22 protein-coding genes and 1 tRNA gene are annotated in these 24,745 nt (G+C 60.8%); 15 read left to right on the top strand and 8 right to left on the bottom strand.

Annotated elements, in window-relative coordinates; translation table 11 throughout:
* Nucleotides 1-5: 5 nt before the first annotated feature.
* From DXK50_RS00880 to DXK50_RS00860, 5 genes are all read left to right on the top strand, one after another.
* Nucleotides 6-1,115, top strand: coding sequence for a PilN domain-containing protein (locus DXK50_RS00880; RefSeq protein WP_212629043.1), 1,110 nt, complete (start codon nt 6-8; stop codon nt 1,113-1,115).
* The gene (gene gspM / locus DXK50_RS00875; protein WP_212629042.1) at nt 1,112-1,708 is read left to right on the top strand and encodes a type II secretion system protein GspM; all 597 of its coding nucleotides are present in this window, start codon (nt 1,112-1,114) and stop codon (nt 1,706-1,708) included. The genes DXK50_RS00880 and gspM overlap by 4 nt, the downstream gene beginning before the upstream one ends.
* Entirely contained in the window at nt 1,705-2,202 is a 498-nt protein-coding gene (locus DXK50_RS00870; RefSeq protein ID WP_212629041.1) for a hypothetical protein, read from the top strand. Before gspM ends, DXK50_RS00870 begins: the two co-directional genes overlap by 4 nt.
* 64 nt (nt 2,203-2,266) lie before the next feature.
* Complete coding sequence (gene gspD / locus DXK50_RS00865; protein WP_212629040.1) at nt 2,267-4,459, top strand: type II secretion system secretin GspD; 2,193 nt, start codon at nt 2,267-2,269, stop codon at nt 4,457-4,459.
* Nucleotides 4,460-4,480: 21 nt separating this feature from the next.
* Nucleotides 4,481-4,888 carry a hypothetical protein gene (locus tag DXK50_RS00860; protein WP_212629039.1) on the top strand — a complete coding sequence of 136 codons (408 nt, stop codon included), beginning with the start codon at nt 4,481-4,483 and terminating at the stop codon, nt 4,886-4,888.
* Nucleotides 4,889-4,896: 8 nt separating this feature from the next.
* Here the strand turns inward: DXK50_RS00860 and DXK50_RS00855 are convergent, their stop codons facing one another.
* The gene (locus DXK50_RS00855) at nt 4,897-5,574 is read right to left on the bottom strand and encodes an NAD-dependent epimerase/dehydratase family protein (protein WP_349292073.1); all 678 of its coding nucleotides are present in this window, start codon (nt 5,572-5,574) and stop codon (nt 4,897-4,899) included.
* A 367-nt stretch (nt 5,575-5,941) separates the two neighbouring features.
* On the opposite strand from DXK50_RS00855, the gene DXK50_RS00850 reads away from it, so the two are divergent.
* The 5 genes from DXK50_RS00850 (at nt 5,942) to DXK50_RS00830 (ending at nt 13,675) form a co-directional block, all read left to right on the top strand.
* Nucleotides 5,942-6,844 (top strand): glycosyltransferase family 2 protein, encoded by a 903-nt coding sequence (locus DXK50_RS00850; RefSeq protein WP_212629037.1) that lies wholly within the window; start codon nt 5,942-5,944, stop codon nt 6,842-6,844.
* A gap of 122 nt (nt 6,845-6,966) precedes the next feature.
* Nucleotides 6,967-8,661: a glycosyltransferase family protein gene (locus tag DXK50_RS00845; RefSeq protein ID WP_212629036.1), complete on the top strand. Its 1,695-nt coding sequence runs from the start codon at nt 6,967-6,969 to the stop codon at nt 8,659-8,661.
* A 427-nt stretch (nt 8,662-9,088) separates the two neighbouring features.
* A complete protein-coding gene (locus DXK50_RS00840; RefSeq protein WP_212629035.1) occupies nt 9,089-10,744 on the top strand; it encodes a hypothetical protein in 1,656 nt (551 codons plus the stop codon).
* A 71-nt stretch (nt 10,745-10,815) separates the two neighbouring features.
* Nucleotides 10,816-12,651 carry a hypothetical protein gene (locus tag DXK50_RS00835; RefSeq protein ID WP_212629034.1) on the top strand — a complete coding sequence of 612 codons (1,836 nt, stop codon included), beginning with the start codon at nt 10,816-10,818 and terminating at the stop codon, nt 12,649-12,651.
* A gap of 124 nt (nt 12,652-12,775) precedes the next feature.
* Nucleotides 12,776-13,675, top strand: a complete 900-nt coding sequence (locus tag DXK50_RS00830) for a foldase protein PrsA (protein WP_212629033.1) — start codon at nt 12,776-12,778, stop codon at nt 13,673-13,675.
* Between the two features lie 36 nt (nt 13,676-13,711).
* Here the strand turns inward: DXK50_RS00830 and DXK50_RS00825 are convergent, their stop codons facing one another.
* Nucleotides 13,712-14,500: a peptidoglycan DD-metalloendopeptidase family protein gene (locus DXK50_RS00825; RefSeq protein WP_212629032.1), complete on the bottom strand. Its 789-nt coding sequence runs from the start codon at nt 14,498-14,500 to the stop codon at nt 13,712-13,714.
* A 51-nt stretch (nt 14,501-14,551) separates the two neighbouring features.
* On the opposite strand from DXK50_RS00825, the gene DXK50_RS00820 reads away from it, so the two are divergent.
* Both DXK50_RS00820 and wsfD read left to right on the top strand, forming a co-directional pair.
* Entirely contained in the window at nt 14,552-15,484 is a 933-nt protein-coding gene (locus DXK50_RS00820; protein ID WP_212629031.1) for a lysophospholipid acyltransferase family protein, read from the top strand.
* Nucleotides 15,481-16,929: a glycan biosynthesis hexose transferase WsfD gene (wsfD, locus tag DXK50_RS00815; RefSeq protein WP_212629030.1), complete on the top strand. Its 1,449-nt coding sequence runs from the start codon at nt 15,481-15,483 to the stop codon at nt 16,927-16,929. The genes DXK50_RS00820 and wsfD overlap by 4 nt, the downstream gene beginning before the upstream one ends.
* Before the next feature lie 312 nt (nt 16,930-17,241).
* Here wsfD and DXK50_RS00810 read toward each other — a convergent pair whose 3' ends face one another.
* The 5 genes from DXK50_RS00810 to DXK50_RS00790 all read right to left on the bottom strand — a co-directional run bounded on the left by DXK50_RS00810 (nt 17,242) and on the right by DXK50_RS00790 (nt 22,005).
* The gene (locus DXK50_RS00810; RefSeq protein WP_212629029.1) at nt 17,242-18,945 is read right to left on the bottom strand and encodes a glycosyltransferase family 39 protein; all 1,704 of its coding nucleotides are present in this window, start codon (nt 18,943-18,945) and stop codon (nt 17,242-17,244) included.
* A 59-nt stretch (nt 18,946-19,004) separates the two neighbouring features.
* The gene (locus DXK50_RS00805) at nt 19,005-19,973 is read right to left on the bottom strand and encodes a glycosyltransferase family 2 protein (protein ID WP_212629028.1); all 969 of its coding nucleotides are present in this window, start codon (nt 19,971-19,973) and stop codon (nt 19,005-19,007) included.
* 15 nt (nt 19,974-19,988) lie between these two features.
* Nucleotides 19,989-20,336, bottom strand: a complete 348-nt coding sequence (locus tag DXK50_RS00800; protein WP_052178371.1) for a DMT family transporter — start codon at nt 20,334-20,336, stop codon at nt 19,989-19,991.
* Nucleotides 20,337-20,710: 374 nt separating this feature from the next.
* A complete protein-coding gene (locus DXK50_RS00795; protein WP_212629027.1) occupies nt 20,711-21,121 on the bottom strand; it encodes a divergent PAP2 family protein in 411 nt (136 codons plus the stop codon).
* Entirely contained in the window at nt 21,121-22,005 is an 885-nt protein-coding gene (locus tag DXK50_RS00790) for a decaprenyl-phosphate phosphoribosyltransferase (RefSeq protein ID WP_212629026.1), read from the bottom strand. Before DXK50_RS00790 ends, DXK50_RS00795 begins: the two co-directional genes overlap by 1 nt.
* A gap of 28 nt (nt 22,006-22,033) precedes the next feature.
* On the opposite strand from DXK50_RS00790, the gene DXK50_RS00785 reads away from it, so the two are divergent.
* From DXK50_RS00785 to DXK50_RS00775, 3 genes are all read left to right on the top strand, one after another.
* Nucleotides 22,034-22,444, top strand: coding sequence for a GtrA family protein (locus DXK50_RS00785; RefSeq protein ID WP_212629025.1), 411 nt, complete (start codon nt 22,034-22,036; stop codon nt 22,442-22,444).
* A gap of 73 nt (nt 22,445-22,517) precedes the next feature.
* A complete protein-coding gene (locus tag DXK50_RS00780; protein ID WP_249186624.1) occupies nt 22,518-23,729 on the top strand; it encodes an FAD-binding oxidoreductase in 1,212 nt (403 codons plus the stop codon).
* Nucleotides 23,730-24,464, top strand: a complete 735-nt coding sequence (locus DXK50_RS00775; RefSeq protein WP_212629023.1) for an SDR family oxidoreductase — start codon at nt 23,730-23,732, stop codon at nt 24,462-24,464.
* A gap of 54 nt (nt 24,465-24,518) precedes the next feature.
* Here the strand turns inward: DXK50_RS00775 and DXK50_RS00770 are convergent.
* Nucleotides 24,519-24,593: transfer RNA gene (locus tag DXK50_RS00770), tRNA-Thr, on the bottom strand.
* Nucleotides 24,594-24,745 lie beyond the last annotated feature (152 nt).

Here is a 24,745-nt window from a genome sequence, read left to right as displayed (position 1 = left end):
CCTGCATGAAGCTTGACGTCGGTGACCTGCGCCTCTTCGGAGTCGATCTCAATCAGCTGTTTCGCTGGTGGCGCCGCGGGCTGACTGCAGGGCCTGCCGGCATCATCCTGGCGCGCCTGCTCAAGCCTTCGCCCACCTTGCACGTGGTGCCCCTGCCGGATGTCGGCGTGCTGAGCTTTCGCCAGGTGCAGGGGCGTTCGGAGCAGGAGGTCGCCCGGGTCATAGTTGATGCTCAGGGTGTGCAGGGGCACGACGTAGATCTGCAGGCGGCGCTGCTTACCGGCGTGCGTCGGGAGTTGCTGCAGCTGGTGGTGCAGTGGCCGGCTGCGCGTGTGTTGCGCAAACGCATCAGCTTGCCAGTGGAGGCGGTCGACAACCTGCGCGAAGTGCTCGGCTACCAGGTCGGCCGGCTTACCCCCTTCGCGGTGGAGAAACTCTACTATGATGCCCGCATCATCGGCCCGGTGGACGACCAGGTCGAAGTCGAGCTTCTGGCTGTGCCGCGTGATCAGGTCGATCCCGTGGTCGGGCAGATTCAGACCCTGACCGGCCTCACCGTCTCGCGCCTGGAGGTCGAAGGGGTGGCGCAGGTCAACCTGTTTGGCCAGGCGCGTGTCGCCAGTCGCTGGTGGCAGCGCCTCAATGGCAACAGCTGGTTGCTGATGGCCATCGCCCTGGCATTGCTGGCGGCCATGAGTGCCCCGGTGTTGCGTGAGCGCGGTTTGGTCATCGAGCGCAAGCAACAGATTGCTGCGCTTCGTCCGCAGGTCCAGAGCCTGCTGGTCGCTCGTGAAGCACTGCAGCACAGCCTCGATGGTCTGGGTGAAATGGAGGCGCGTCGTGGCGAGGTTCCATCCGCCGTGCAGGTGCTCGCGGAAATGACCCGCCTGCTGCCAGACGACTACTACCTGTCAGTGCTCGACATTCAGCGCGACCGTATCACAGTCAACGGTATCGGGCCGCGGGCAGTCGAATTGATTCAGGCAATCAACGATTCGCCAATGTTCGACGCCGCAAAGTTTTCCGCCCCGGTCAATCGCAACATGCAGACCGGTCTGGACCAGTTCACCATCACCGCCAGCCTGCTGGTGCCCGAACAGGGAGCGCAGCCATGAGTCCGTTGCTCAACCGTCATCATGCGCTGGTCAGCTGGGGTTTGCTAGTCGTGCTGCTGATCCTTTTGCTTGGGTTGTATGCTGGCGCGCTAGCTGAGCGCCACGAGCGGTATCGCTTCGAGTTGCTGCGCGATGGTCGCACTCTGCAGCAATTGCAAAGCGTCGAGGCGTCACGCGCGCAGTTAGAGGCAGCCAACCAGGAATACCAAGCCAACAACCTGGGCCTGTGGTTGTTCCCCAGCGGGCAGGATGCCCAGGCCGTGTCGCTTTCCATTCAGCGCAGCGTGTCGGACGCACTCGGTGCTTCCAACGCCTCCATCCGCTCCATCGCACCGCTTAGCCTGCCGCCGCGAGATGGTGTCCTCGTGGTCGGTGTGCAAGCACAGTTCGCCGCCGGTCTGGACGAGATCCAGCAGGTTGTGCGCCGTCTCGAGGCCGCGCGGCCGATGCTGGCCATTGAGAGTCTGCGCATGGTCGCCGCAGTGCCGCGCAGTGTTGCTCGGGGCCCGGCGCCTCAGATTCTGCAGGTATCAATGTCGGTGGTCTCCTACCTGCCCGAGCCCACACCCGGATCTTCGGAGGCCGAGCTGTGAGTTTCCTTCTGCGCCACTTCACCGCAGTGCTCTGCGCCGTGCTGGCCATGCTGTTGTTGCTGATCTTCATTGCCTGGTCTGGTGTCAGCGTCGAGCCGCCGCGTATTGCCTCGACCCCGGACTACCGTATTCCCAGAGTGTTGCTGCAGGAACGGGTGTCCGATGCAGACGTTCAGGTCCTGCTGGAGCGTCCGTTGTTCTGGGAGGGGCGGCGCCCATTGGTCCTGGAAGAGGAATCGAGCGGTACTGCGCTTGCCACTATTGATGGTCTGCGTGTGCTCGGGATCATCGTCAACGGTGACGTGCCCACGGCCCTGGTTCATGACGGGCAGAAGGTCGAGCGAGTGCGTCGGGGGGGGAGTGTCAGTGGCTGGCGCGTAGAGGATATCGCGCTGCAGAGCGTCAGCCTCAGTGCCAATGGGCGCAGCGTGGAACTGCAGGTGCTCAGTCCGCGTAACTCGTCGATCCGCCTCGAGCCCATGCAGAAACCATGAACGTCTTGTTAATTCAGAATTCCCACGAGTCGCAATCCATGCGCTTTAACATGAGCAGAATCCGATGAACATTGCCTCTCAGGCCATGCGCCACCATTTGCGTTTTCCCCTCAGCCTGCTTTGTGCGGCGATGTTTCTGTCGGGATGCGCCAGTGACCCGGTAACGGTGGCGCCGGAACAGCCTGTGCAACTGATGCGCACAGGCCAGGAAGTGATCGCGCCGAGTGACGAGGCTGTCACGGATGAGGTCCGCAAGAGCGGTCGTACCCTGCTGGAGCAAAAGGGTAGTGGCAGGTTCGTGACGTCTCTGCCGCAAGGGGAGACCCGGGCCGGGGAGAATACCGTCAACGTCAATTTTGAAAACGCCCCGTTGGCGGATGTGCTGGCCGCTATTCTTGGTGACATGCTAAAGGTGCCTTATTCGCTGGAAGGTGATGTGGGCGGTAATATCACCCTGGTTTCCGCTACGCCGGTGCCTGAAAGCGCGCTGCTCGATATGCTCGAGTCGCTGCTGGACGCCCAGGGTATCGCCATGCTGAAGGGCAGTAACGGCATCTATCGTGTCGGCCCGGCAGCGCAGCTGCGCAAGGATGTCGCAGTGACCCCGCGCAGCGGCGGAGTGCAGCGTGGTTATGGTGTCCAGATCATCCCGCTGAAGTACCTGTCAGCTGCCGAGGCGGTGAAGATTCTCGAGCCTCTGGGGCTCAAGGACGGCATCCTCAGGGTCGACAGTAGTCGCAACATCCTTATGCTCGCGGCGTCCGGGCCGCAGATGAGCAATGCCCTGCGCACCCTGCAGATGTTCGATGTCGACGTCCTCAAGGGGATGTCCTTCGGAGTTTACGAGATGCTCAATCTCGACCCTGAGCTGGTCGTCGAGCGCTTCAACGCCATGCTTGCCAATCCTGAGTTGGAAGGGATGAGCGGCTCGGTGAAGCTGCTGGCCATGCCGGAGATTCGCAGTGTCATGGTCATCGCGCCGCAGGCCGAGCAGCTCGCCACCATCGGTGACTGGATCAAGCGATTTGACCAGGTCGGTATCGACGACAGCGTCCCCGGCTCGCAGATTTATGTTTACAGCGTACAGAACGGCGAAGCGGCCACCCTGGCCAGTCTGCTCGGTCAGCTTTTCGGTGCCAGCGCCAATGGCGGTACCGGCACCAGTCAGACCAGTGGCACCACCGCGCCGGGGCTCGGACAGAGCGAGATTGGCAGCAGCCTCGGCAGTAGCACTAGCACCTCCAGCAATAGCACAAGCTCGCTGGGCGGCAGTTCGTTGGGGAGTAGCAGCTCGTCGGGGGGCTCGTCGCGACGTTCGGGGGCTGCTGGCGTCACCGGCATGGTCACCGAGAGCGGCAGTCGTATCGTTGCCGACGAAAGCACCAATAGCCTGCTGATCATGGCGGACGCCAAGGAGTGGCGAGCCATGCGCTCGGCCTTGACCAAGCTCGACAAGACCCCGGCACAGGTGCTGGTGGAGGTCTCCATCTGGGAGGTTACCCTCAGCGATGATCTGAGGTACGGCGTCGAGTGGTTCTTCAATACCCAGACGGGCGGCGATGGTACTGTCGGCGGTGGGCAACTGTCGCTGACCAACGAGCTGGGCCGTATCGGCACCGGCTTCTCCTACGTATTCACCGGTAACGACTGGCGCTCCGTGATCAACCTGCTGTCCAGCAAATCCAGCGTCAAGTCGCTGTCCTCGCCGTCGGTGCTGGTGTTGGACAATCGCGAGGCGACCATTCAGGTCGGTACCCAGCAGCCGATTTCCACCGGCACCACCTCATTCCCCACCAGCGGTACGCCAACCACGACGCAGAACTTCACGCTCAAGGACACCGGGGTCCAGCTCACCGTGCGCCCGCGGGTCAATGCGGGGGGGCTGGTGGTCATGGACATCCAGCAGGAGGTCACCGACGTCGGCCAAGAGAGAGATGCGGTCACTGGCCAGTCGACCTTTCTCAAGCGAGCCATCGAGAGCTCCGTGGCCATCCAGAGTGGTGACACCATCATTCTCGGCGGTCTGATCCAGGACAGCACCCGAACCGGTGATGCCGGCATCCCCTACCTGCATACGCTACCGCTCATCGGTCCGCTGTTCGGCTACAAGACCGATGCGGGTGCGCGTACCGAACTGCTGGTGACCATCAGTCCCAAGGCGGTCAATCGCTATCGTGATTTCGATCGCATCGGTGAGGCCTTCCGCGACAAGATGCGCGGTATCACCGAATCCTTCCGTGAGGAACTCAGTCAATAACCGTATCAAGAGGTAATTCCCGTGACTGCTCTGCAAAACGCTGCGCTCGCTACCCTGGTTCTGAGTCTGAGTGCCTGCAGCCTGCTGCCGGCCAAGACGGACAGCGAGCAGGTCGAGGCTCGCTCCCAGGAGCGCCTTGATCAGCTGATGGCTGGTAACATCGAAAAAGCCTACGCCTTTTCCACGCCCGGCTACCGCGAGACCCATAGCCAGGCGCGGTTCCGCGCCGACTACGCCGCAGGTATTTCGCGTTACGTCTCGGCTAGCGTCAAATCCGCCAGTTGCGAGCAGGACGCTTGCACGGTGATGGTGGACGTACGTTACAAATACGTTTCCTCCATTGGTAGCAAGCCCATGGTCATCGAGCGCGCCACGCAGGAGCGCTGGATCCGCACCGAAGGCCAATGGTGGTTCCTGCGTCAGAACTGACGAGCTCCTCAGCGCGGCGCCCGCAAAGCAGGCGGGAAGCGCCCGTCGAAAGGGCGCGGCGCATAGCCGAAGTCGGCTATTGCCGCGCTGTTGTCTGCCACCTGATCGCGTAGCGCCCGCTGCAGCAATGCACTATCCCATTGCGCACCGCGCCAGCGTCGCAATAGACTGATTGCCAGGGCTACGGCTTGGCGTGGCACGGGCAGCAGCCTTGGTCGCAAGTCATTATCGCTGAATAGTCGCTGCGCCAAAGCATCGAGCATCAGGCGTTCGCCGCCGCCCAGATCATAAGCTTTACCGACAGTCGCGGGATTATCCAGGCAGGCCAGCACGGCGCCTGCCACATCCTCCACGTGTACCGGCTGGCGCAGGCCGTAGTCCAGGACGGGAAACGGAAGCACGCGCCAGCGTTTTATCCAGCGCTGCATGGGCGCCACGGTGCCATCCCTGCCTGCCCCATAAAGCATGGTTGGGCGCAGCAATGTCAGTCTATGTCCGTTCTGCTGTGCCAGCGACCATAACGCCGCTTCTGCTTCGCTGAAGCGTAAAGCCAATGCTCGCTCTGCAGTAGATGGCGAATCAATCTTGGCATGCAGGCTACAGGAGCTGATGGCCAATACCCGCAAGCCTCGACAGTCGTTGCGTTGCAGAAGTGGTGGCAGCAGCCAGATCGGAGCCAGATGCACCAATGTACGTGTGCCTTCTGGGACTAGCAGGTTAGTCAAATCACCCAGCAGCCATTGGCCTGTGTCATTACCGCTGGGGCGAGGCGCGCGGCTGCACGCTATGAGCGTCTGTGATCTGTCCTGGAGTGCTGGCAATAGGAAATCGCCCAACTGAGACGTGGCGCCAGTGAGTAAAAGAGCTGCGGTGTCGGTCATAGTTCGGTAGACAAAGAAAACGTCATTGTAGCGTGGCGAGACTTCAAACGCAGGAGCACTCCAGCCGAGGTGAACAGTGCTGCAATGCCATGCAATCTGTCCAAGCTGCGCCAATGTGCATACTGGTTTACTATTCACCGCTTTTTAAGGGCCCCTCAGGGAGTTTCTCGTAATGCTGCAATCAACCAGCCGTCCTGCGGTATCGGTGATCATAGTCAACTACAATGCAGGCCCGCTGCTTGTTGACTGCATCGCTGCCGTGTTGCCCCAAGTGGCAGAGGTAGTCGTGGTTGATAACGGCTCGCAAGATGGCAGCGTCGAGCAGTTATGGGTGTGGGCTGCCAATGAGCCCGCTGTAAAGGTACTGCTCAGCGGGAGCAATCTCGGCTTCGCCGCTGCGTGCAACCATGGTATCGCGGCAGCCCGTTATGACAATTTCCTCTTTCTAAACCCCGACTGCCGCCTGCAACCTGGTGCGGTGGCCAGCCTGTATGCCAGCCTGGAGCAAAACCCTCGTAGCGCAATGGTCGGTGCCCTTCTGCTAAATCCTGATGGCAGTGAGCAGCGCGGCTGCCGTCGGCGCTTTCCCAGTGTCGGCGGGGCGTTCGTCCGCCTGTTCGGCCTTGAAGTGCTAAGCCGGCGCTGGCCGCAATTGGCGGCCCCGATTGAGATGCATACACAGCCGCTGCCTGCCGCTGTCGAACCGGTGGATGCGGTTTCCGGCGCCTGCATGCTGGTTCGCGGCGCTGCGTTGCGCGAGGTTGGGGCCTGGGACGAGGGCTACTTCCTCCATTGCGAGGATTTGGACTGGTGCATGCGTTTTCATCGCGCGGGCTGGCAGGTTCTGTTTGATCCTGCGGCTCGTGGTATTCATCACCAGGGTGCTTGCAGTCGGGCTACCCCCTTGTTTGTCGAGTGGCACAAGCACAAGGGCATGCTGCGTTACTTCCGTAAGTTCAACCGTGGTTTAGCTGCTGCCGTTTTGACCGTTCCTGTCGCGATGGGGGTCTGGCTGCATTTCACCCTGCTGGTGCTGCGCCAGTTCGGCCGTCGCCTGGTCGGTGGTGCTGCGTGAACGCGTTGGCGGCGGAGCATCGTTCTGCTGTTGTTGATGGCGAGCCCCTTCTCTGGCTGCATGGCGGCGCCGATTTAGATTGGCGCCAAGCCGTCAGTTCCGCGCGTGATGCTGGGCGGGCATTGTTTCTTCGTCGTCATGACCTCTATCTGGATGAGGCTTCCCTGTTTCGCCTGTTGTCTGGTTTTGTCGATGAGACCGTTGCCAGTGTCACGCCGCTGGCATCCTTGGGGGGGCTGGTGGCGCTGCCTCATACGCTGCTGCAGCAGGCAGCTGCGCAGTTCGATGAGGCCCCGCTGTCGCTGGGTTCTGTGGACCTCGACTGCTTGCTGCTTTCAGCTGCAGCTGTCGCACGGTTGGATCTCGCTACAGCTTCGCTTGACGATGCCCTGGCGGAGCTGACCCACCAAGGCATGGCGCACCTGCTGATTCCTGCAGCTGTTGCGTTTGGCCGTTGGGGGGAGGGGCAGCAGCGTCAGGCCGCCGTGCAACGATTTGCACTGGCCCTCCAGGCGCTACGCGATTCGCCGTTACCGGTGATGCTCCAGGTGACCCATGCGATGGGAGGCGGTGTCGAGCGCTACGTTCGCGAGTTGCTTGACTGCGTGGCCGGGCGCGCATGGAGCTTGGTTTTACGGCCGCAGCCTGGGGGGCAAAGCGTACGGCTGAGTTTCGAGGGCGAAAGTCTGTGTTTCGCCTGGCCGCAACAAGCTGAGCAGCTCGCTGGCCTGCTTCGCGGCGTTGGGCTGGCTCAGGTGCACGTGCAGCATGTCGCTGGCTATTGTGCTGATTTCTGGCCTTGGTTGCTCGCCCTGGAGGCACCGTTGGATCTGACGCTGCATGATTACACCATCATCGGCGGCAGCCCGACCCTTACCGATCGGCGCGGTCACTACCGTGCGCCCGCTCCTGGCGTGGTGCACGAGCTGGCGAACCCGCTCCTGGCGCTCAGCTTGCGCCAGTTGGCCAGTGCTGCGCGCCGTTGCATCGTGCCCAGTGAAGATATGCGCCTGCGCCTCGCTGAGCAGTTGCCCGAGCTCGAGCTGCAAGTGCGGCCGCACCCGGATCGCGAGCGTATCGGTGCTTATCCCGCCCCGCATGTGCCGCCGCTGAGCGGTCCGCTGCGGGTCATGTGTCTCGGCGCGCTAGGGCGTGAAAAGGGCCTTGAGGAGCTACGTCAGGTGGCCGCCCTGGCCCGTCGGCGCGGGGCGCCGTTGGAGTTTCTGTTGCTCGGCAGCGCTCATGTTGCGCCGGGGCGCGCTGTTACCGAGCTGGGGCGTTATATCGATGCCGAGTTACCTGCGCTACTGGCTGCGCACCAGCCCCACCTCTTATGGTTCCCGGTGCGCTGGCCGGAAACCTGGAGCTATACCCTGAGTGCGGCCCTGGAGGCCGGGGTGCCGGTGTTGGCCTGCGACCTGGGCGCCTTTGCCGAGCGCTTGCGCGGGCGTCCGTTGAGCTGGCTGCAGGCGCCGGGTAGCGACGCCGAGGCCTGGTTGCAGCGGTTGCTCGAGGTGCGCGAGCGTTTGCAGGTGGTGTCCGTGCCTGAAAATTGGGCGCAAGCGTCGCCAGTGCCCTTTTATTGGGCTGAATATCTGGCCCCTCAGGCGCTTGGGGTTTTACCGTCGCTACCCCCCGTGCACGCCTGGGGGAGCCCTGCCGCTGTCTCGCTTGTGGCGCCTTGTTGGCGCCAGAGCGCGCTGCGCCTGGTGCTGGCGTTGTATCGGCGGCCGCTGGTGGGGGCGATGCTGAGGTGGCTGCCGTACAACCTGTTGCGGCAGGCCAAGCGCCTGTTTTCCAGCGCGCCAATACCTTGACGGCGCCCGTTGCGGCGGGTGTCAGGGCTTGCTTGGCTAATGGCTAATTAGTTCCGTGCAAAGTGCAATAGCGGTTGTATTCTGTAGGGGGCTTTCCCTATACTGATGAAGCTAAAGCGCACTTGCAGCAGCCCAGCTTGATGTAACGTGTTGGGTCGGGGCCTTCCCAAACGGCAGTTCACTGCCCGGCGGGCGGGCCCTGATTTTATCTGCGCCAGTCACCCGCTTTGGTTTGCAGGGCCCAATTTCAGAGGGCCGCGATGCTCCCCCGCAATTTTCCCGCCAAGCTCAAAAAAAACCGCTTTTATTCACAGTGCAGGCTTGCAAAGGGCATGATGCGTGGGTAGCATCCCACTGCGCTTTGTAAGCAGTGTCTGCAAAAAAAGCTGTTACAACACGTCCATTAAAGCTGAAAAGGAATCTCTGCATGAAAACTTTGGCTAAAGCCATTGCGCTGGCAGCTACCGTGGGTGCTGCTGCATCCGCTAACGCTGCTATCAGCCTGAACCACAACGGTCAGGGTGAAGTTCTCCTGTACCCGATGTACACCGTTGAAAACGGCAACGATACTGCTATCAGTGTCACCAACACCACCAACGAGTACAAGGTTGTCAAGGTTCGCTTCCGTGAAGCCCTGAACTCTCAAGACGTACTGGACTTCCATCTGTTCCTGTCGCCGAAAGACGTTTGGAACGGTGTTGTTGTTGCTACCGACGATGGCGCCAAGCTGATCACTCGCGATACTTCCTGCACCGTGCCGGCCATTCCGGCTGATGGTCAGGCTTTCACCAACCTGGCCTACACCGGTGGCGCAGTTGAAACTGCTCTGCGCGGCCAAGATGGCGGTCCTCAAGATCTGAAGCGTACCCGTGTTGGTTACGCTGAAATCATCGAGCTGGGTGTTCTGGATCCGACCGTTGCCACCACCAGCGGCACTGTCAACGGCCAGCCTGCCACCTTTGGCACCGCCATCAAGCACGTTAATGGCGTTCCGGGTAACTGTGGCGCTATCGTTGCCGAGTACGTTTCCGGTCAGTGGAAAGATGTTGCTCCTAACGATTTCAGCTACGGCTTCAAAGACGTTGCTGCCATCAATGCCTCCACCGACGGCGGCCTGGGCGGCCTGTACGGCGTAGGTACCATCACCAACGTTTTCGCTGGTCAGCAGATCGGTTATGACGCCACCGCTATCGATGGTTTCATCTCCCTGGTTGACGCTGAAACTGCTGGCGGCGCCGCCATCGGTAACCTGCACAACGCCACTGGCTACTCCTTCCCTGACCTGAACGGCAACCGTACTCCGGGCGCTGCTGTGACTGCTCCGGCTGCTGGTCTGGGTGGTTCGCTGGTCGCCAACATCGGTGGCACCAACTACACCTTCGGCAAAACCATCGATGCGGTCAGCGCTGTCCTGCAGCGTACCAGCCTGAGCAACGAGTTCTCGGTTGAGAACGCTGTTGGTGGCGGTACCGACTGGGTCGTTACCTTCCCGACCAAGCACCACTATGTTTGGGATTCGCAGATCCAGGCCGACGGCACCCGTCCGATCACCACTGCTGGTGTGCCGAACGGTAATGCTCCTGGCGTAAACGGCACCAACGTAGCTGACTACACCGGCGCTACCGCTCAAGATAATGTCAGCCCGTTCCAGACTGCCAGCCTGTGGCAGGGTGTGGATGGCAATGCTCGTTCGCAAGTGCCGGTTACCCTGGGCTACCTGGATCGCGAAGAGAAAGAAGTCACCGTCGTTCGTGACATCAGCTTCTCCCCGCGTCCGACCATCCCGAACGTCAGCTTCGCTCTGAGCTACGAAGCCAACGTTGTAACCTTCAACAACAGCAACGTTCTGGTTGCCGGTGACAGCTACGCTCGTTACAACTGGGCGCTGGAAACTGGTTACACCTCCGGTTGGGCTACCATCGGCCTGGACACCAACGCTGCTAACGTTGTGACTGCCACTGCGCCTGCTCAGACCTTCCGTGGTCTGCCGGCGCTGGGCTTCGCTACCATCAAGGTCACCAATGGCGACCTGGGCGGCGTACTGTCCAACTACAACGCTGCTTGGAACCACAAGTCTAACTAATAGTTGGGTGAGTGAAAGAAACGGGGCCTTCGGGCCCCGTTTTTTATTGCCTATTTTTTGCCGGAGTCGCCATGATCGCCTCTGCCGCACGCGCCTTGTTGGTCATTACCCTGGTTCTGTTCTGTCTGCCGTTGGCGCCGCTGATGCCTGGCTGGGGGCTGGACGCCTCCTTCGCTCTGGCCGTGGCCCAGGCCCAGGCTGATGGCCTGGTATTCGGCCGTCAGGTGATCTTTACCCTGGGGCCCTATGCGCCGTTGTACACCGCTCTCTACCATCCGGGGACCGATGATCTGATGCTTGCTGCGGGCAGCCTGCTCGCTGTCGGCTATGCCGCCATATGCTGGCAACTGCGCCCTGCACCCGTAGCCGCCGTGCTGGCAACACTGCTGCTGGCTAGCTTGTTCACTTCTCGTGATGCCTTGTTGCTCTGCTACCCACTGCTGGCGCTGCTCGCCGTATTGCGCGGGCGCCATGGCAGTATCCTGCTCGGCGCGCCCCTGGGCCTGCTGCTATTGACCAAGGGCTCTCTGCTGCCGCTGGTGTTGCTGGCGCTGATCACCGCTGCCATTGTGCTGCTTCGCCGTGGTGATGGGCGGCGCGCACTGGGCTTCGTCGGCAGCGTCGTATTGGCCGTTCCGGTCTTGTGGCTGCTGGCCGGGCAACCGCTCGATGCGCTCGGCGCATACTGGCGCGGTCAGTTGCCGCTGATCAGCGGTTTCGCGGACGCCATGAGCAGCGACGGCCCGCAGTGGCAGGTGCTGTTGTGGCTGGCTATGGCTGCAATCGTCGCCCTGGCCGTGGCGTTTCAGCCCTGGTCGAACAGCGGTCGCTGGCCGTGGGTGCTGAACTTGCTGGCCCTGCTTTTCGTGGCCTTCAAGGCCGGGTTCGTGCGCCACGACATGCATGCGGTGATCGCCAGCGATTGCCTGCTGCTGCTGGCCTGCCTGCTGCTGGGTGTGGCGACGCGACGCCTGAGCGCCGGCGTGGCCCTGCTTGCGTCGCTGCTGGCGTGGCAGCAGTTGGATGTCATGTACCCCTATGCTGATCGGCCGCCGCTTTTTGCTCGTGCCGCGGGCTTCTATGAAGGCAAGGTGCAGGCGCTGTGGTCGCGTATCTGGCACCCTGAGCGCCTGGATCAGCGGTTCTGGGCCGCGTTGGAGGCGTTGCAGCAGCGCTACGACTTGCCGTCGCTGACCGGTGGGGTGGATATCTATTCGGCTAACCAGGCCGAGTTGCTGGCGTCGCGCAATCGCTGGCAGCCACGGCCGGTGTTCCAGAGCTATACCGCCTACACGCCCTGGTTGGCGGCGCGTAATCGTGAATTCCTGCGCAGTGCCGATGTGCCGGAGCACCTGCTGCTACGGATCGAGCCCATCGACGGGCGCCTGCCGGCGCTCGAGGATGGGGCCAGTTGGGCGACCCTGGCACAGCATTACCGGCTGCGTCAGCAGGCCGGCAATGGCTACTTGTACCTGCAGCGACGGCCGGCGGTGCAGGCGTCTGCGCCGCTTGAGCCGACACTGCGCCTGCCCGCTCATCTCGGTCAGGCCCTGCTGGTGCCGGAAGGTGCAGCGGGCTGGCAAGCCAGTGTAGTGGTGCGCAAGAGCCTGCGTGGTCAGGTCTGGGGTTTGCTGTACAAGGCTCAGCCGTTGCGTCTGGGTGTGGAGCTGGCCGATGGACGTCACCTAGACTATCGATTCGTACCCGGCATGGCCGTCGAGCCCATACCGCTGTCACCCTTGGTCAACGATACCGATGATTTCGCCCGCCTGCTAAGGGGGGAACCCACGTTCTTCGCGCGTAACCGCGTGGTGGCGATCAATCTCTACTGCCCCGGTGGTTGTCGCGACTGGGCGAGCGACTGGCAGCTGCGGCTGACACCGTTGCCGGCTGCGCTTGCCGATTGAACTTTTCGCCCATCTGGCGGTCAGAGCCGCCAATCCTGGCAGGCGGCCGGTGTGGCGCTTGTTACCGCAGGTCGGCGCTCTTATCATGAGCGCCGCTTTTTTCAATCCTTGAGGATGGTGTTAGATGTCGATGTCGAAAAACGCGCTGGCCTTGGCGCTGGCCACTGTTGTGGGCGTAGTGTCCATTACGGCCTCGGCCGCCGGTAGTGAGGTGCTGGTCGAGCGTGGTGAGCTGAAGATCACCCAGCAGGAGTTTGCCGATTTCTTCGAGGTTGCCGTTCCGGCAGATGCACGGGCCGAGATTCTGCAGGATGAGACCCGTCTACGCAGGACTCTGGCCGAGTACTACGTGTTACGCCAACTGGATGTGGAAGCCACTGAGGCCGGCGTTGATCGCGACCCCATGTTCGTCAAGCAGTTGAACCGTCAGCGTAGTGAAATGCTGGCGCGCTTCTACCTGGCTGAACTAGCCCGCAAGCGCAATCCTGACCTGGCCAAGCTGGCCAAGGAGCGCTACATCGACAAGAAGGCGAGTTTCGCCGTGCCGGCCGAGGTGGATGCCAGTCATGTACTGATTGCCATCAACGATGAACGTGATGAGAAGGCGGCGCTTGCGCGTGCCCAGGAAGTGTTGGCCAAGGCCAAGAAGGGCGAGGCCTTCGACAAGCTGGCTGAAGAGTACTCCGATGACCCCTCGGCCAAGAGCAACAAGGGCGATCTGGGCTTTTTCCAGGCGGATCGCATGGTCAAGCCGTTTGCCGATGCCGCCTTTGCGCTGAAGAACAAGGGTGACCTGAGCGAGCCGGTGAAGAGCCAGTTCGGTTATCACGTCATCCGTCTCAATGATCGCAAGCCAGGCCGGCAGAAGCCGTTCGAGGAAGTTCAGGCGCAGATCGAAGAGCAAATTGGCACGGAGCTGAGCAAGACCTACATTGAGGAGGAGCTCAACCGTGTGCGTGGCTACGATGTGAAAATCGACGATGAGGCACTGAAGGCTTTCCAGCAGCAGGCTCAGGCCAAGTAGCGCCAGGATGCCCTGGGCGCCGGTCTTTCCGGCGTCTCAGGGTTGCATGTCGGCGAAATTGGGCAGCGTTGCCAGCGGTTCGTTGAAGACAAAGGGAATCGAGCGGTAGCCTGTTTCGCTGCGCACCTGTACCACGAAATGCAGGTGCGGTCCGGTGCTGCGACCGGTGTTGCCGGATCTGCCTAGGTAATCACCCTGCTTCAGCCGCTGTCCCGCCTGCACCACGATGGAGCCCTCCTGCAGGTGCAGGTAGGCGCTGGAGCTGCCATCTCCATGGGCGATGCGCAGGTAGCTGCCATTGGCCCCGTTGCCGATATTGAGTGCCCTCGTCACTGTACCCCCCCGCGCCGCATACAAGGGCGTGCCCACCGGCATGGCGATGTCCAGGGCGTAACGACTTTGTGGTGTGTTGTGGCTGAAACCACCCTCGGCACCCTGGGTGACCGGGAATCTGCCGCTTTTCCAGGGTAGCGCATAACGATATCCTTGCCCGCCTGCCGGACTGGCGCGCAGGGAGGTATCCGCATTCTCCAGCACATGGCGCAGGATGTCCTGCTGCAGCAGTGCCTGCAGGCGGCGGTTGGCATCCTTGTGGTTGTCGCTGTGGCGTTGATTGGCGCGCGGTTTTACGTCGGCCGGCGGTGCGTGGCTGCGCTTGTTCGTTGTCTCGGCGGGTGGGCGATTGCCATAAGTGACGACGCCGTTATCGTCTACGAATTTATAGAAGTTTGCGGCTTGCAGTGGCGTGGTGATCAGCAGCGTCAGCAGCGCTATAGCGGGGAGATGAAGCATGACGATCGGCGGCAGGTATACGGCTGGCAACATTAACAGGGTTGCCTGTGCATTGAAAACGCCGGTGGTCTTGTGGCGTGTGCAATGAAGGTAAATCCCGGAGAGAGTGATTTGTACCGCATATTCAAGGCGCTGGTGCGCGAGTTGACGGTGGCCTTGGAGCTGTTTTGCGTGGCCGCACTGACCTTGCTGTTGCCCTGGCCGTTGGCGTTTCGCGGCTTGCGCTGGATGACGCGGTTCGCTGTGTTTCAGGGCGATGTCGCGCAACGCGGTGCCCGGCAAATGGCGTGTTGGCTGGGGGCTGAACGGGCACATGCGGTGCGGCTGCAGGCGCTGCACCGGCTGGTGGATGTTGCTGACTACTTTCTGACGTGCAAGTACGGTGACGGCTGGATGCGCCGATACTTGCACGTGAGCGGCGACGCCTTACCGGCACCGGGTGAGGGGGCCGCTCCTATGCTGGTGACCTTTCATTACGGGCAGGGATTCTGGGCGCTGCGCTGGTTGCGTGCCGCTGGCTACCCGGTGGCTTGGTTGCACGCCCCACCGCCGCAGGTGGCCCCCTTGGGTGAGAAGCTTGCGGGGTGGATGGGGCGTCGGCGCATCGCGCAGGTAGGACGCTTATGCGGCGCGCCGACCATCGCCGTGGGCGGTAGCGTGGCGCGCATGCGTCAACGCCTGTTGGGTGAGGGGCGCCCGGTGATGGTCATGCCTGATGCGCCGTTGCAGCCTGGGCAGTCATGGCTGCCTGTGCAGTTGTTGGGGCGGGCAGCGCGCATGCCTGCCGGAGCGATCCGCATGGCAGCGCAGGATGAAGTGGCGGTGCTGGTTTATTCCATTGTGGTCGACCCGCTTAATGGGCATCGTCATTTGCATATGGAGGGGCCTTTGAGCGGGCTGGATGCCTTGGCGCTGGCGCAGCGGCTGGCCGCTCACCTGCAGCAGGCCTTGCAGCGGCAGCCCGAAGCCTGGCACGTATGGGCCTGGGTGTCGACCTTTGCTGAGCCGGAGCAATGAGTCGGCTCAAGCCAGATGGCTGGCTGGATGGTCTGGCCTGGCTGCTGTTTCTCTCAGTGCTGGCTTACATGCTTTGGTTCGTGTTCGCCCCGCCTTTTGTCGGCTATGCCAACAATTATGATTTCACCCGGCAGTCGGCATGTCTGGGGCTTTGGCAGTTCATCGAAGGCGTGGACAAGACCGCGGGCAACCATCAGTTTCCGGCGACCATGCTGCTTTACGATGGTGATCTGCGGCCTGCAGCCTGCATGCGTTCGAGTGACAACCTCTTCGCCTGGTTCGCCACATGGGGGCATTCGCCCGGTCAGTTGCTAAGTATGGTCGACGTAGGCCTAGGTAAAGTCATGCTGTTGGCCGTTGGAACGGGTGTGCTGCTGTGGCGTGCGGACGCGATGCGGCTGGTTTTGGCTGTGGTGTTCGCGTTGTTGTTCAGCAACTGGGCGTATTTGTCTTACGCCAATACTCTGTATCTGGAGTTTTCGGTGCTGATGGCCAGCTTCTGGGTGCTGGGAGCCGGTGCGTGCTTGTTGGCGGGCCATGAACGCCCGGGCATGGGCCTGTTTGGTTTATTGCTGTTTGCATTACTGTGGCTCGGGCTGAGCAAGCAGCAGTACGCACCGTTGGCTGTGCTGTTGGCCGCAGTGTTGTCTGGGCTCTGCTGGTTGCGTTGGCGTGCGCTTGCTATGACGACTGCGTTGGGCCTGTGCGCGGTGGTTTGTGCGGTGGGCTTCTCATGGCTCAACCCCGCCTCATTAACGATGATGAGCGGGATAGACGAGGCCAATAAGACCAATACGTATTTTGGTGCGGTGCTGCCTGCGGCTCGTGACCCCATCGCCGCACTCGAAACGCTCGGTTTGCCCGAAAGCTGTCTTCCGGCCATCGGTAGCACCTGGTACAGCCAGGAGGGCTCCCGGCCCTGTCCGCAAGTGGTACAGGCTGGTCGTGCTCGCTTGCCCGCTCTGTTTTTGAGTCAGCCGAGTACCTTGCTGCAGCCTTTGTATCAAGCCGTGCTGCGGGTGCGCCCTTTCTATCCCGATTATCTGGGGATGGTGCCGCCGTCCAGCGAGGCCGAAAGCGCAGGGAAACTTGCCGTGGCGAAGCCGTTGTCGTTCACCTGGCTGCTGTCGCTGCTGCCGCAGGCTGGCTATCAGCTGGTGCTCGCGCTCCTCGCATTGTCGGCGCTGCTGTCCACGCTGGTGCTGGTACTGCAATCACGTCAGATGGCGGCGCTGTCGGTCATTCAGCGTGGTTGTATGGGGATGCAGGTGCTTGGAGCCCTGACGACGCTCTATGCGCTGTTCTCTTCGGTATTCGGTGATGGCTACATCGAGTTGGCCAAGCACGCTGTGGCTTTCGGCGTAGGCCTGGCGTTCATGCTGGCATCATGGCCTTGGGCGCTGTGGGCAGGCTGCAAGTTAATGCCGCTGCGCAGCGCACCGTAGAGGGTGATGACTGACGGGATTGGCAGGTGAGGACGATATGACAAGGCCAGCGGGGCTTGCGCCCGCTGGCCCATTGGTGCTCAGGGTGGAACCTTCGCACCAGGGGTTATGCCTTGTAGGCACCCCGGTCTTTATATCACAGCTTAGTGACGTGCTTGGGCGTCAGCCTGTCTTCATCCTGAAGCGGCCCTTTTTATTGCCCTGCCACAAAAGGATAGCTACATGATTCCGTTTTGGCTACATGTGGCCATCTTTGGGTAACTCTGCGATGCGGGTTGGTTCGCAGAACCTGATCATGCTGCTGCCTGCGTATCACTGTTGTCGCTCTATTACCTTACGGTAGTGGATGCCGCGGGTAACAGTGCGCAGCTGCAGATCGCTCAGTTGAATATGGGTGCCAGCAGGGCAGTCAAGTTGAATGCTCAGTGCGCCTCCCTGCGGATCGAGCCCGTCGAGTTTAAGAGAGCCCAGGCTGATAATCTGCGGAGGCTGCATGTGATTGAGAAACATGCGTGTGCTTCTGAGTGCGCCATCTGGTCGTTGATAGTTGAGCTGCACACGCTCGCAACGGCTGGAGAACGCTTGCGCATTAAACTGGATCACTGGCTGCCCTCCCAGCCTCAGGTATGTGATCGGTTGCCAGGTAATCATGGCGTTGGGGGCGTTGACTCGTGCACCCTGCGCTGAGAAGGGGTCGCCATCGAAACCTTGAGTGAGTAGTTCAGCTGGTTTGGCGCGGGCGATTACCTCATTCTGCACATGGCTTAGATCTGGCATTAGTGGGTGGCTGTAGCGTTGGTGCAAGTAGCCACCGGCAATACCGCACAAAATCAGGGCGGCGGCGGCCGCACTCGTGCGCAAGGGCGCGCTCGCCTGTGCGATGGCTGCTACGCCGAGAGCGGCAACGAGCGTCAAGGGTAACTCGATCGCACCGATAGCGTAGCGCTGGTTGTGCATGACGAGGCTCATGATCGCTACTTGGTAAGCCAGAATGCAACCCAGCATCCACAGGTAGGGCTGGCGCCGGTGACGCCAGATGGCGAATGCAGCCAGTGCCAGTAGCAACACATGCCATGCCCGGTCATTGAATACCTGGCGGCTCAGCTCTGCCTGGCTGAAGAAGAGGGTGGCGCCAGCTTTTTGCAGCAGTATGCTGCCCAGAACCGCGGGCGGCATGTCCAGCAGTTCGGCCTTGGCCATTTGGCTAAGTCGCCTATCGCCCTCAATGGATAGATGTGTACCAATTCCGTCCAGTGCTTGGAAATGGTCATGCAGAAGCCCAAAAAACGGAGGCTCGTAACCCGCCACTGCGGGGTTGATGCCAAAGTAAAGTGCCGCGCCGCTACCAGTGGCCACCATGGGCAGGTCGAACGTTGCTCTGTTGTAGTTGATATAGGCGGCGGTGCCTGCACCGGCAATCAGGTGTAGCAGCAACAGACGCACTGCGATCATTCTTACAGTGGGGGCGCCTCGCCATATCAGTAGTACGCATGCACCGCAGGCGGCGATGATCCAATAGACATAGGTAGCTCTGACCAGAATCGAGAGGAGCAATGCGATGCCGCCGAGTATCACAGGCCAGCGTCTTGTCGGCGACTCACAGATCAGCGCGCAGGCCCATAGCCAGATGCTCAGACACAGTAATTGCGGGGGTTCGCTCAGTGCTGCTATGGCTATTTTTGGCATCAGGGGGGATAGCGCAATAAGCCAGCTGGCCGCGGCAGCAGCAGGGCGGCCGCCGATGCGTCGCAGGGTGTCGAACGTCAGGAGTAAAATCAGGCCGCTAGCCAGCAGGTTGGCCTGCACCACCGTTGCGTTGTCAGCTCCCAGCAGTGCCATGTAGATGAAGGAACCGGGAGCGACGATTAGATGCCACGGATCGGCGAATAGCGCTCCTGCATCCTCCAGGAAGCGCCGGGCCATCGGCAGGTAGGTGTACTGGGTGTCGAAGTTGATAATCTGAACCAGCGGTGTGCTCCGGTACAACCACTGCTGTACGAGCAATGGGAGGAGCAAGCCCAGGCACCAGAATACCGTCCGCCCGCGTAGGGCCTCAAAGGGTTGTTCAGTAGGCTTCATGGTCTTGTCGGGTGAGGGGTTAGCTGCAGGTGCAGCGGCTCCTGCGGCGTGCTGCTGATGTCGTTATGCAGGAAGGCAATCAGCAGTTGTGTGCCGACGAGAATAGGCAGGCTGGCCAGCATGACGGTGCCGCTGGTTGCCGGTGTCTGTTGGATGATGCTGCTGAGCCAGTGGGCAAGACCAAACAGGCTGCCACTCGCAATGAGTAAACTCCCCATCAGGCTATAGAGTGAGCCGATATTGAAGTCGCGCAGCCAGTAGTTGTAAACATAGCGTCGCCCAAGTCGCGAAAGATGCTTGCGGGCGAACTCTGGCAGGACCTTGCGTACGTTGAGCCCTGAGACTTCGTCTGCGTATACGGCGTCCATAGGAATGTCCCGCACTACTGCGCGGACAGTGTTGAGACGGAACAGCATGTCCGTTTCGAAAAAGTAACGCGTCTCCAGCTTATCGAGCGGTAGCTCTTGCAGTACCTGGGTGTGAATGGCGGTATAACCGTTGGTCGGGTCCATCAGGTTCCAGTAACCACAGCTCAGCTTGGTCAGGAACGACAGCATTGCGTTGCCAATCAGTCGTACCTTTGGCATGTCCCGCAAGGACTCATGGCGGTAGAAACGATTGCCTTTGGTGTAGTCGGCTCGCCCTTGAATGATTGGGCGTGCGAAGTAGGGGACAAGGCGCGGGTCCATTTGGCCATCGCCATCAACTTTTATAACGATGTCCATGCCGTCTTTGATGGCTGCACGGTAGCCAGTGATGACCGCCCCGCCGACCCCAAGGTTTACGGGGTTACGAAGCACCCGTACACGCGCATCTCGGCAGTTGGCCTCGATAAAGTCGCCGCTACGATCAGGGCAGCAGTCGTCGACCGCATACACTCGTTTCACGACCTCGGGGACTGCTTCGAGCACCTGGAGCACATGGTTGCGTACTTTATAGCAGGGAATGACTACTGCGATTTTCAAGCGAACCGTTCCTTGTCAGGCGGAGGCGGCAATCATGACGCCGATAAGAATGAGTCCGCCTCCGATGAACGTGCGCAGTTGCAAGGTGGAGCCGAATACCAGATGCTCCAGAAGCGGGACAATTATGAAAGCCAGGCCCATGAATGGATACGCCAGATGCAATGGAACGTGGCGCAGAATCCATATCCAGAACAGCGTGGTGAAGCCGTACAACGCCAGAGCGGCGATGAGCGCGCCGTTGAACAGCCAGGACTGCCAGGCAGTGGCGTCCTGAATGTTGAGGGCAGCTTGTTTGAACAGGATCTGTCCGGCCGCGATACCAAATACGCACAACAGCGTGGCAACAATATAGAAAATCGACACATCCGTTCCTTGTGCAGTGGGTCGTCGACCGGAGCGGGTGGGAAAGCGCGCCATATGTTAGCTGTTTTACCCGGTAATGGGCTAGCTGCCATCCGCCACCGGCTGCCGTGCGACACCGACGAATGGTCAGGGGGCGGGATGAACTTTGTATCAGGTGGCTGTCGAACCGTGAGTGGTTAAGGACGACCTGCTTTAATGACGTGCTTGGGTCGGCCTTTCTGATGCGGAAATGGCCGCCCTTTTTTTCGGCGCTTTGCATCATTCCCGCAGCAGGACATCCCTTTTTCCCTTGCCAGTGGCGGTCACGTCTTTCGTGTGCTGTGTGTGCGATGCTGTGTTGCGTTCAAGGAGGCTCGGCAGGCCCCTGAGTAATGTCAGAGGCTGATCAGCCAGGCTGTGAGTCCGCCCGTTAGCACGCCGGCGGCGACCTCCAGGGGCGAATGGCCCATACGCTCACGCAGTCGCACCTGCTTTCCCGCTGCGAGCAGATTGATGGTTTGGGCATGCCGACCGACATGGCGACGCAGGCTGGTGGCATCAAGCATGACGATGAATGCCAAGGTCGTGGCGACGCCCAGAGCTGGGCTGTCCAGGCCTTCCTTCAGGGCGATGAGCACGACCATGCTGCTGACGATCGCGCTGTGGTTGCTGGGCATGCCGCCGTAGCCGATCAGGTCCAGCGCCAAGCGCCGCTCGCGCAGGCAGTTCACTGCGAACTTGCAGCAGCCTGCAAGCAACCATGCCAGAAAGGGGGTGATCAGGTAGGAAAGGTCGATGGTCTGCATCAGGGTTGTGGCCAGAGTACGAAGAGTGAAGCGGCACCCCACAGGGCGACGGTTGCGAGCAGTTGCCAGTCGCTGAGCAGGGCGTCGGTGGGCGACTCGCCGGCGTTGTTCCTTGCGACGATGAACCAGTAGCGGAACATCCCGTAGAGCACGAGTGGAATGGTGACCACCAGCTTGGGGTGGGTGTTCATCACGAACAGGCTGTAGAACAGCACCGCGCCCGTTGCCGACATTTCCGCGTATCGATCAATCAGCTCAGGGCTGTAATACCTGAGTACGTTGCGGCTTCGATCTCCATTGCTGGCCAGTTCCTGGCGGCGCTTGATCGCTGCGAGGTACAGCGCAAGGCACAGCGTGGTGACGAACATCCATGACGACAGCGGCACCGAGAGTGCTGCCGCACCGGCATAGACCCGCAGGACGAAACCGATGGCAATGGTGAAGATGTCGATCACGGGTTGGTGCTTCAGCCAGAAGCTATAGGCCAGGTTGAGCAGCATGTAGGTGATGGCGACAGCAACCACGGCCTGCTGTCCCAGGTACCAGGCGCCAGCCAACAGCAGGTAGAGCAGTGCCAGGAGGGCCACGGCATGCCGCTTTTCCAGCGTGCCATTGGCGAGTGGACGCTTATGGGCTTTGACGGGGTGCTGGCGATCCTTGTCGATGTCATGCAGGTCGTTGACGATATAGACCGCCGAAGAGGCCAGGCAGAACAGCAAGGCTGCGATCACGGCGGATGTAACGGCGGGTAGCGACATGAACTGCCCGGTGAACAACAGCGGCGCAAGCACGAAGCTGTTCTTGATCCATTGCCGTGGGCGTATCAGGGTCAGCAGCGCCTTCCCCCGTTGTAGTGATGTATGCGCTGTTGCGGTAGGATGCATGCCGCTTCCAATTCTCTGGCTGGTATGAATGAGACTGGCACTGATCTATGCCTTGCTGGCAGCGTTGGCGACGCTTGCCAATATTGCGACTCAGGACGTTTTCTTGCGTGTCTATCAAGGGGCACATGCTATTGCACTGTCCATTCTGGCAGGCACGCTGCTGGGGCTGGTGCTGAAGTACGCGCTGGACAAGCGCTTCATCTTCGCCTTCCAGGCGAAAGATCTTGCGCATGATAGCAGAGTGTTTCTCCTTTACGCGGCTATGGGAGGGTTCACCACCCTGTTGTTCTGGGGTACCGAGCTGCTTTTCCATGCGCTGTTCGCAACCCGCGAGATGCGCTATCTAGGTGCTGTCATTGGACTAGCAGCCGGTTACTGGCTCAAGTTCATTCTCGATAGACGCTTCGTATTCAGGCTGAGTGATAACCATGGAACTTAGGGGGTGGGGCAATTTCCCTCGCTGTCAGGGGGAGCTCGTTGAGCCCTCCTCAACGTCCGAGCTCGGTGTGCTCATGGGCCGCGGACAGCGTTTCACCTGTCGCGGGCTGGGGCGCAGCTATGGCGATAGTGCGCTTGGCGAGCATGTCATCGGCAGCGGCAATCTGAACCTTCTGCAGCACTTCGATGACGAAACGGGGTTGCTGCGTTGCCAGGCAGGCGTGTCGCTGCAGGAACTGATCGATGTTTTCCTGCCGCGTGGTTGGTTTCTGCCGGTTACGCCGGGAACCAGTCGGGTGACGGTGGGAGGGGCGATAGCCAGTGACGTGCATGGCAAGAACCATCATCTGCATGGGTGCTTCAGTGCTTGTGTGGAGTCCATGCGGCTGCTGCTTGCCGATGGCTCTCTGGTCAACTGTTCGCGCCATGAGTATGTCGAGTTGTTTCAGGCGACCTGCGGCGGCATGGGGCTGACAGGCGTGATAGTCGATGCGACCTTGTCCTTGCGTGCGGTGCGGAGTGCCTGGATCGAGCAGCGAACCCTGAAGGCGGCCAACCTCGCAGAGGCGTTGCAGCTTTTCGAGGTCCACGCTCAGGCCACCTATTCGGTCGCCTGGATCGATTGCCTGGCCAGCGGAAAGGACCTGGGGCGATCCGTTCTCATGCTCGGTGAGCATGCCGCTGATCGGAATCTGCATCTGCCTTCGCGGCGCATTCTGAGCATTCCGTGCCATGCTCCTGCGCAGTTGTTGAATCCGCTTTCGGTGCGTGCGTTCAATGCCCTCTACTACGGGCGTGCCAGGCCGGGCATGCGCCTGGTCGACAGTCGGAGCTTTTTTTATCCGCTGGATAACCTGCAGAACTGGAATCGTCTGTATGGACGCAACGGTTTTGTGCAGTATCAATTCGTCTTGCCGAAAGCGGCGGGGCTGGCTGGCATGCAGGCGATCCTGCAGCGCATCGCTGCGTCGGGACAGGGATCCTTTCTTGCGGTGCTGAAGGTCATGGGTGCGCACAACGGCTGCCCGCTGTCATTCCCTGTCGAAGGTTATTCGCTGGCACTGGACTTCAGGTTGTCGGACCAGGTGCTGAAGCTGCTTGCAGAACTCGACGCCATGGTTCTCGAATACGGCGGGCGCCATTACCTGGCCAAGGATGCGCGCATGAGCGAGCGAGTATTCAAGCAGAGCTACCCGCAGTGGCTGGACTTTCAACAGGTTCGCGAGCGTTACGGCGCCTTGGGAACCTTCTCCTCAAAGCAGTCGCGCAGACTTGGACTTGACTGAATGAAGATTTTGGTAATTGGGGCAACGTCGGCAATCGCTACCGCCTGCAGCCGGCGTTTCGCTGCTCAGGGCCATGCGCTCTACCTGTTGGCCCGTGACACGGAGCGTCTCGACAGCATTGCGCAGGATCTCCGGGTCAGGGGGGCGGCCAGCGTAAGCTGCAAAGCTTTCGACGCCCGCGACATCGAGGGTATGGATGCGCTGATCGCGGATGTCATTGCTGATGCGGGCGTGCTGGATCGTGTGCTGATCGCCCATGGCACCCTTTGCGAGCAGAAGGACTGCGAGCGTTCGGTTTCACAAAGTATCGAAGGGCTTAAGGTCAATCTGCTCAGTACCGTGGCGCTGCTGACGTCGCTGGCCAACCATTTCGAGGCGCAACGTCAGGGGGCGATCGCGGTGATCTCCTCGGTTGCTGGCGACCGGGGGCGGCAGTCCAACTATCTGTATGGCACTGCCAAGGGGGGGCTTAGCGTGTTTCTCCAGGGGCTGCGCAATCGCCTGGCCAGGAGCGGTGTGCAGGTGCTGACGGTCAAACCTGGTTTCGTCGACACGCCGATGACCGCTAGTTTCCCCAAGGGCCCGCTATGGGCCAGCCCCGCCAAAGTCGCCGCCGATATTGATCGGGCTTTGCACAAACAGCGCAACGTGATCTATACGCCGGGGTTTTGGGCGCTGATCATGCTGGTCATAAAGTCGATTCCCGAGGCGTTTTTCAAGCGCTTGTCGCTGTAACCGGCTGCCTGATAGCGCGCAGCTCTGCTGCGTGCATCGCCTGCGCCACGGGGCTGGAGCCCATGGGCGGACTTGAACCGCCGACCTCTCCCTTACCAAGGGAGTGCTCTACCGCTGAGCTACATGGGCTGTAGGGGCGCGAATTCTATTGCGTCGCGACGAAAAAATCGAGCTTGATTCGGTTTTTTGCCGCCTGCCTACAAAATCTTCTTTTGCTGCGAAAGCTTGTCTAGGTTTGCGTACAGGCCGCCTGGCGGCGGCTCAGTACTCAATGCTCGGCA

Origin of the sequence: Pseudomonas sp. KB-10 (assembly GCF_018221585.1) — a bacterium.
Lineage (GTDB): Bacteria > Pseudomonadota > Gammaproteobacteria > Pseudomonadales > Pseudomonadaceae > Aquipseudomonas > Aquipseudomonas yangonensis.
This window is presented reverse-complemented; position numbering and strand designations above follow the sequence as displayed.

Bases quoted from the DNA above. Each gene is read 5' to 3' on its own strand.
- DXK50_RS00880 (WP_212629043.1), top strand. From the start codon at position 6: ATGAAGCTTGACGTCGGTGACCTGCGCCTCTTCGGAGTCGATCTCAAT.
- gspM (WP_212629042.1), top strand. From the start codon at position 1,112: ATGAGTCCGTTGCTCAACCGTCATCATGCGCTGGTCAGCTGGGGTTTG.
- gspD (WP_212629040.1), top strand. From the start codon at position 2,267: ATGAACATTGCCTCTCAGGCCATGCGCCACCATTTGCGTTTTCCCCTC.
- DXK50_RS00850 (WP_212629037.1), top strand. From the start codon at position 5,942: ATGCTGCAATCAACCAGCCGTCCTGCGGTATCGGTGATCATAGTCAAC.
- DXK50_RS00840 (WP_212629035.1), top strand. From the start codon at position 9,089: ATGAAAACTTTGGCTAAAGCCATTGCGCTGGCAGCTACCGTGGGTGCT.
- DXK50_RS00835 (WP_212629034.1), top strand. From the start codon at position 10,816: ATGATCGCCTCTGCCGCACGCGCCTTGTTGGTCATTACCCTGGTTCTG.
- DXK50_RS00830 (WP_212629033.1), top strand. From the start codon at position 12,776: ATGTCGATGTCGAAAAACGCGCTGGCCTTGGCGCTGGCCACTGTTGTG.
- DXK50_RS00825 (WP_212629032.1), bottom strand. From the start codon at position 14,500: ATGTTGCCAGCCGTATACCTGCCGCCGATCGTCATGCTTCATCTCCCC.
- DXK50_RS00820 (WP_212629031.1), top strand. From the start codon at position 14,552: ATGAAGGTAAATCCCGGAGAGAGTGATTTGTACCGCATATTCAAGGCG.
- wsfD (WP_212629030.1), top strand. From the start codon at position 15,481: ATGAGTCGGCTCAAGCCAGATGGCTGGCTGGATGGTCTGGCCTGGCTG.
- DXK50_RS00795 (WP_212629027.1), bottom strand. From the start codon at position 21,121: ATGCAGACCATCGACCTTTCCTACCTGATCACCCCCTTTCTGGCATGG.
- DXK50_RS00790 (WP_212629026.1), bottom strand. From the start codon at position 22,005: ATGCATCCTACCGCAACAGCGCATACATCACTACAACGGGGGAAGGCG.
- DXK50_RS00785 (WP_212629025.1), top strand. From the start codon at position 22,034: ATGAGACTGGCACTGATCTATGCCTTGCTGGCAGCGTTGGCGACGCTT.
- DXK50_RS00780 (WP_249186624.1), top strand. From the start codon at position 22,518: ATGGGCCGCGGACAGCGTTTCACCTGTCGCGGGCTGGGGCGCAGCTAT.
- DXK50_RS00775 (WP_212629023.1), top strand. From the start codon at position 23,730: ATGAAGATTTTGGTAATTGGGGCAACGTCGGCAATCGCTACCGCCTGC.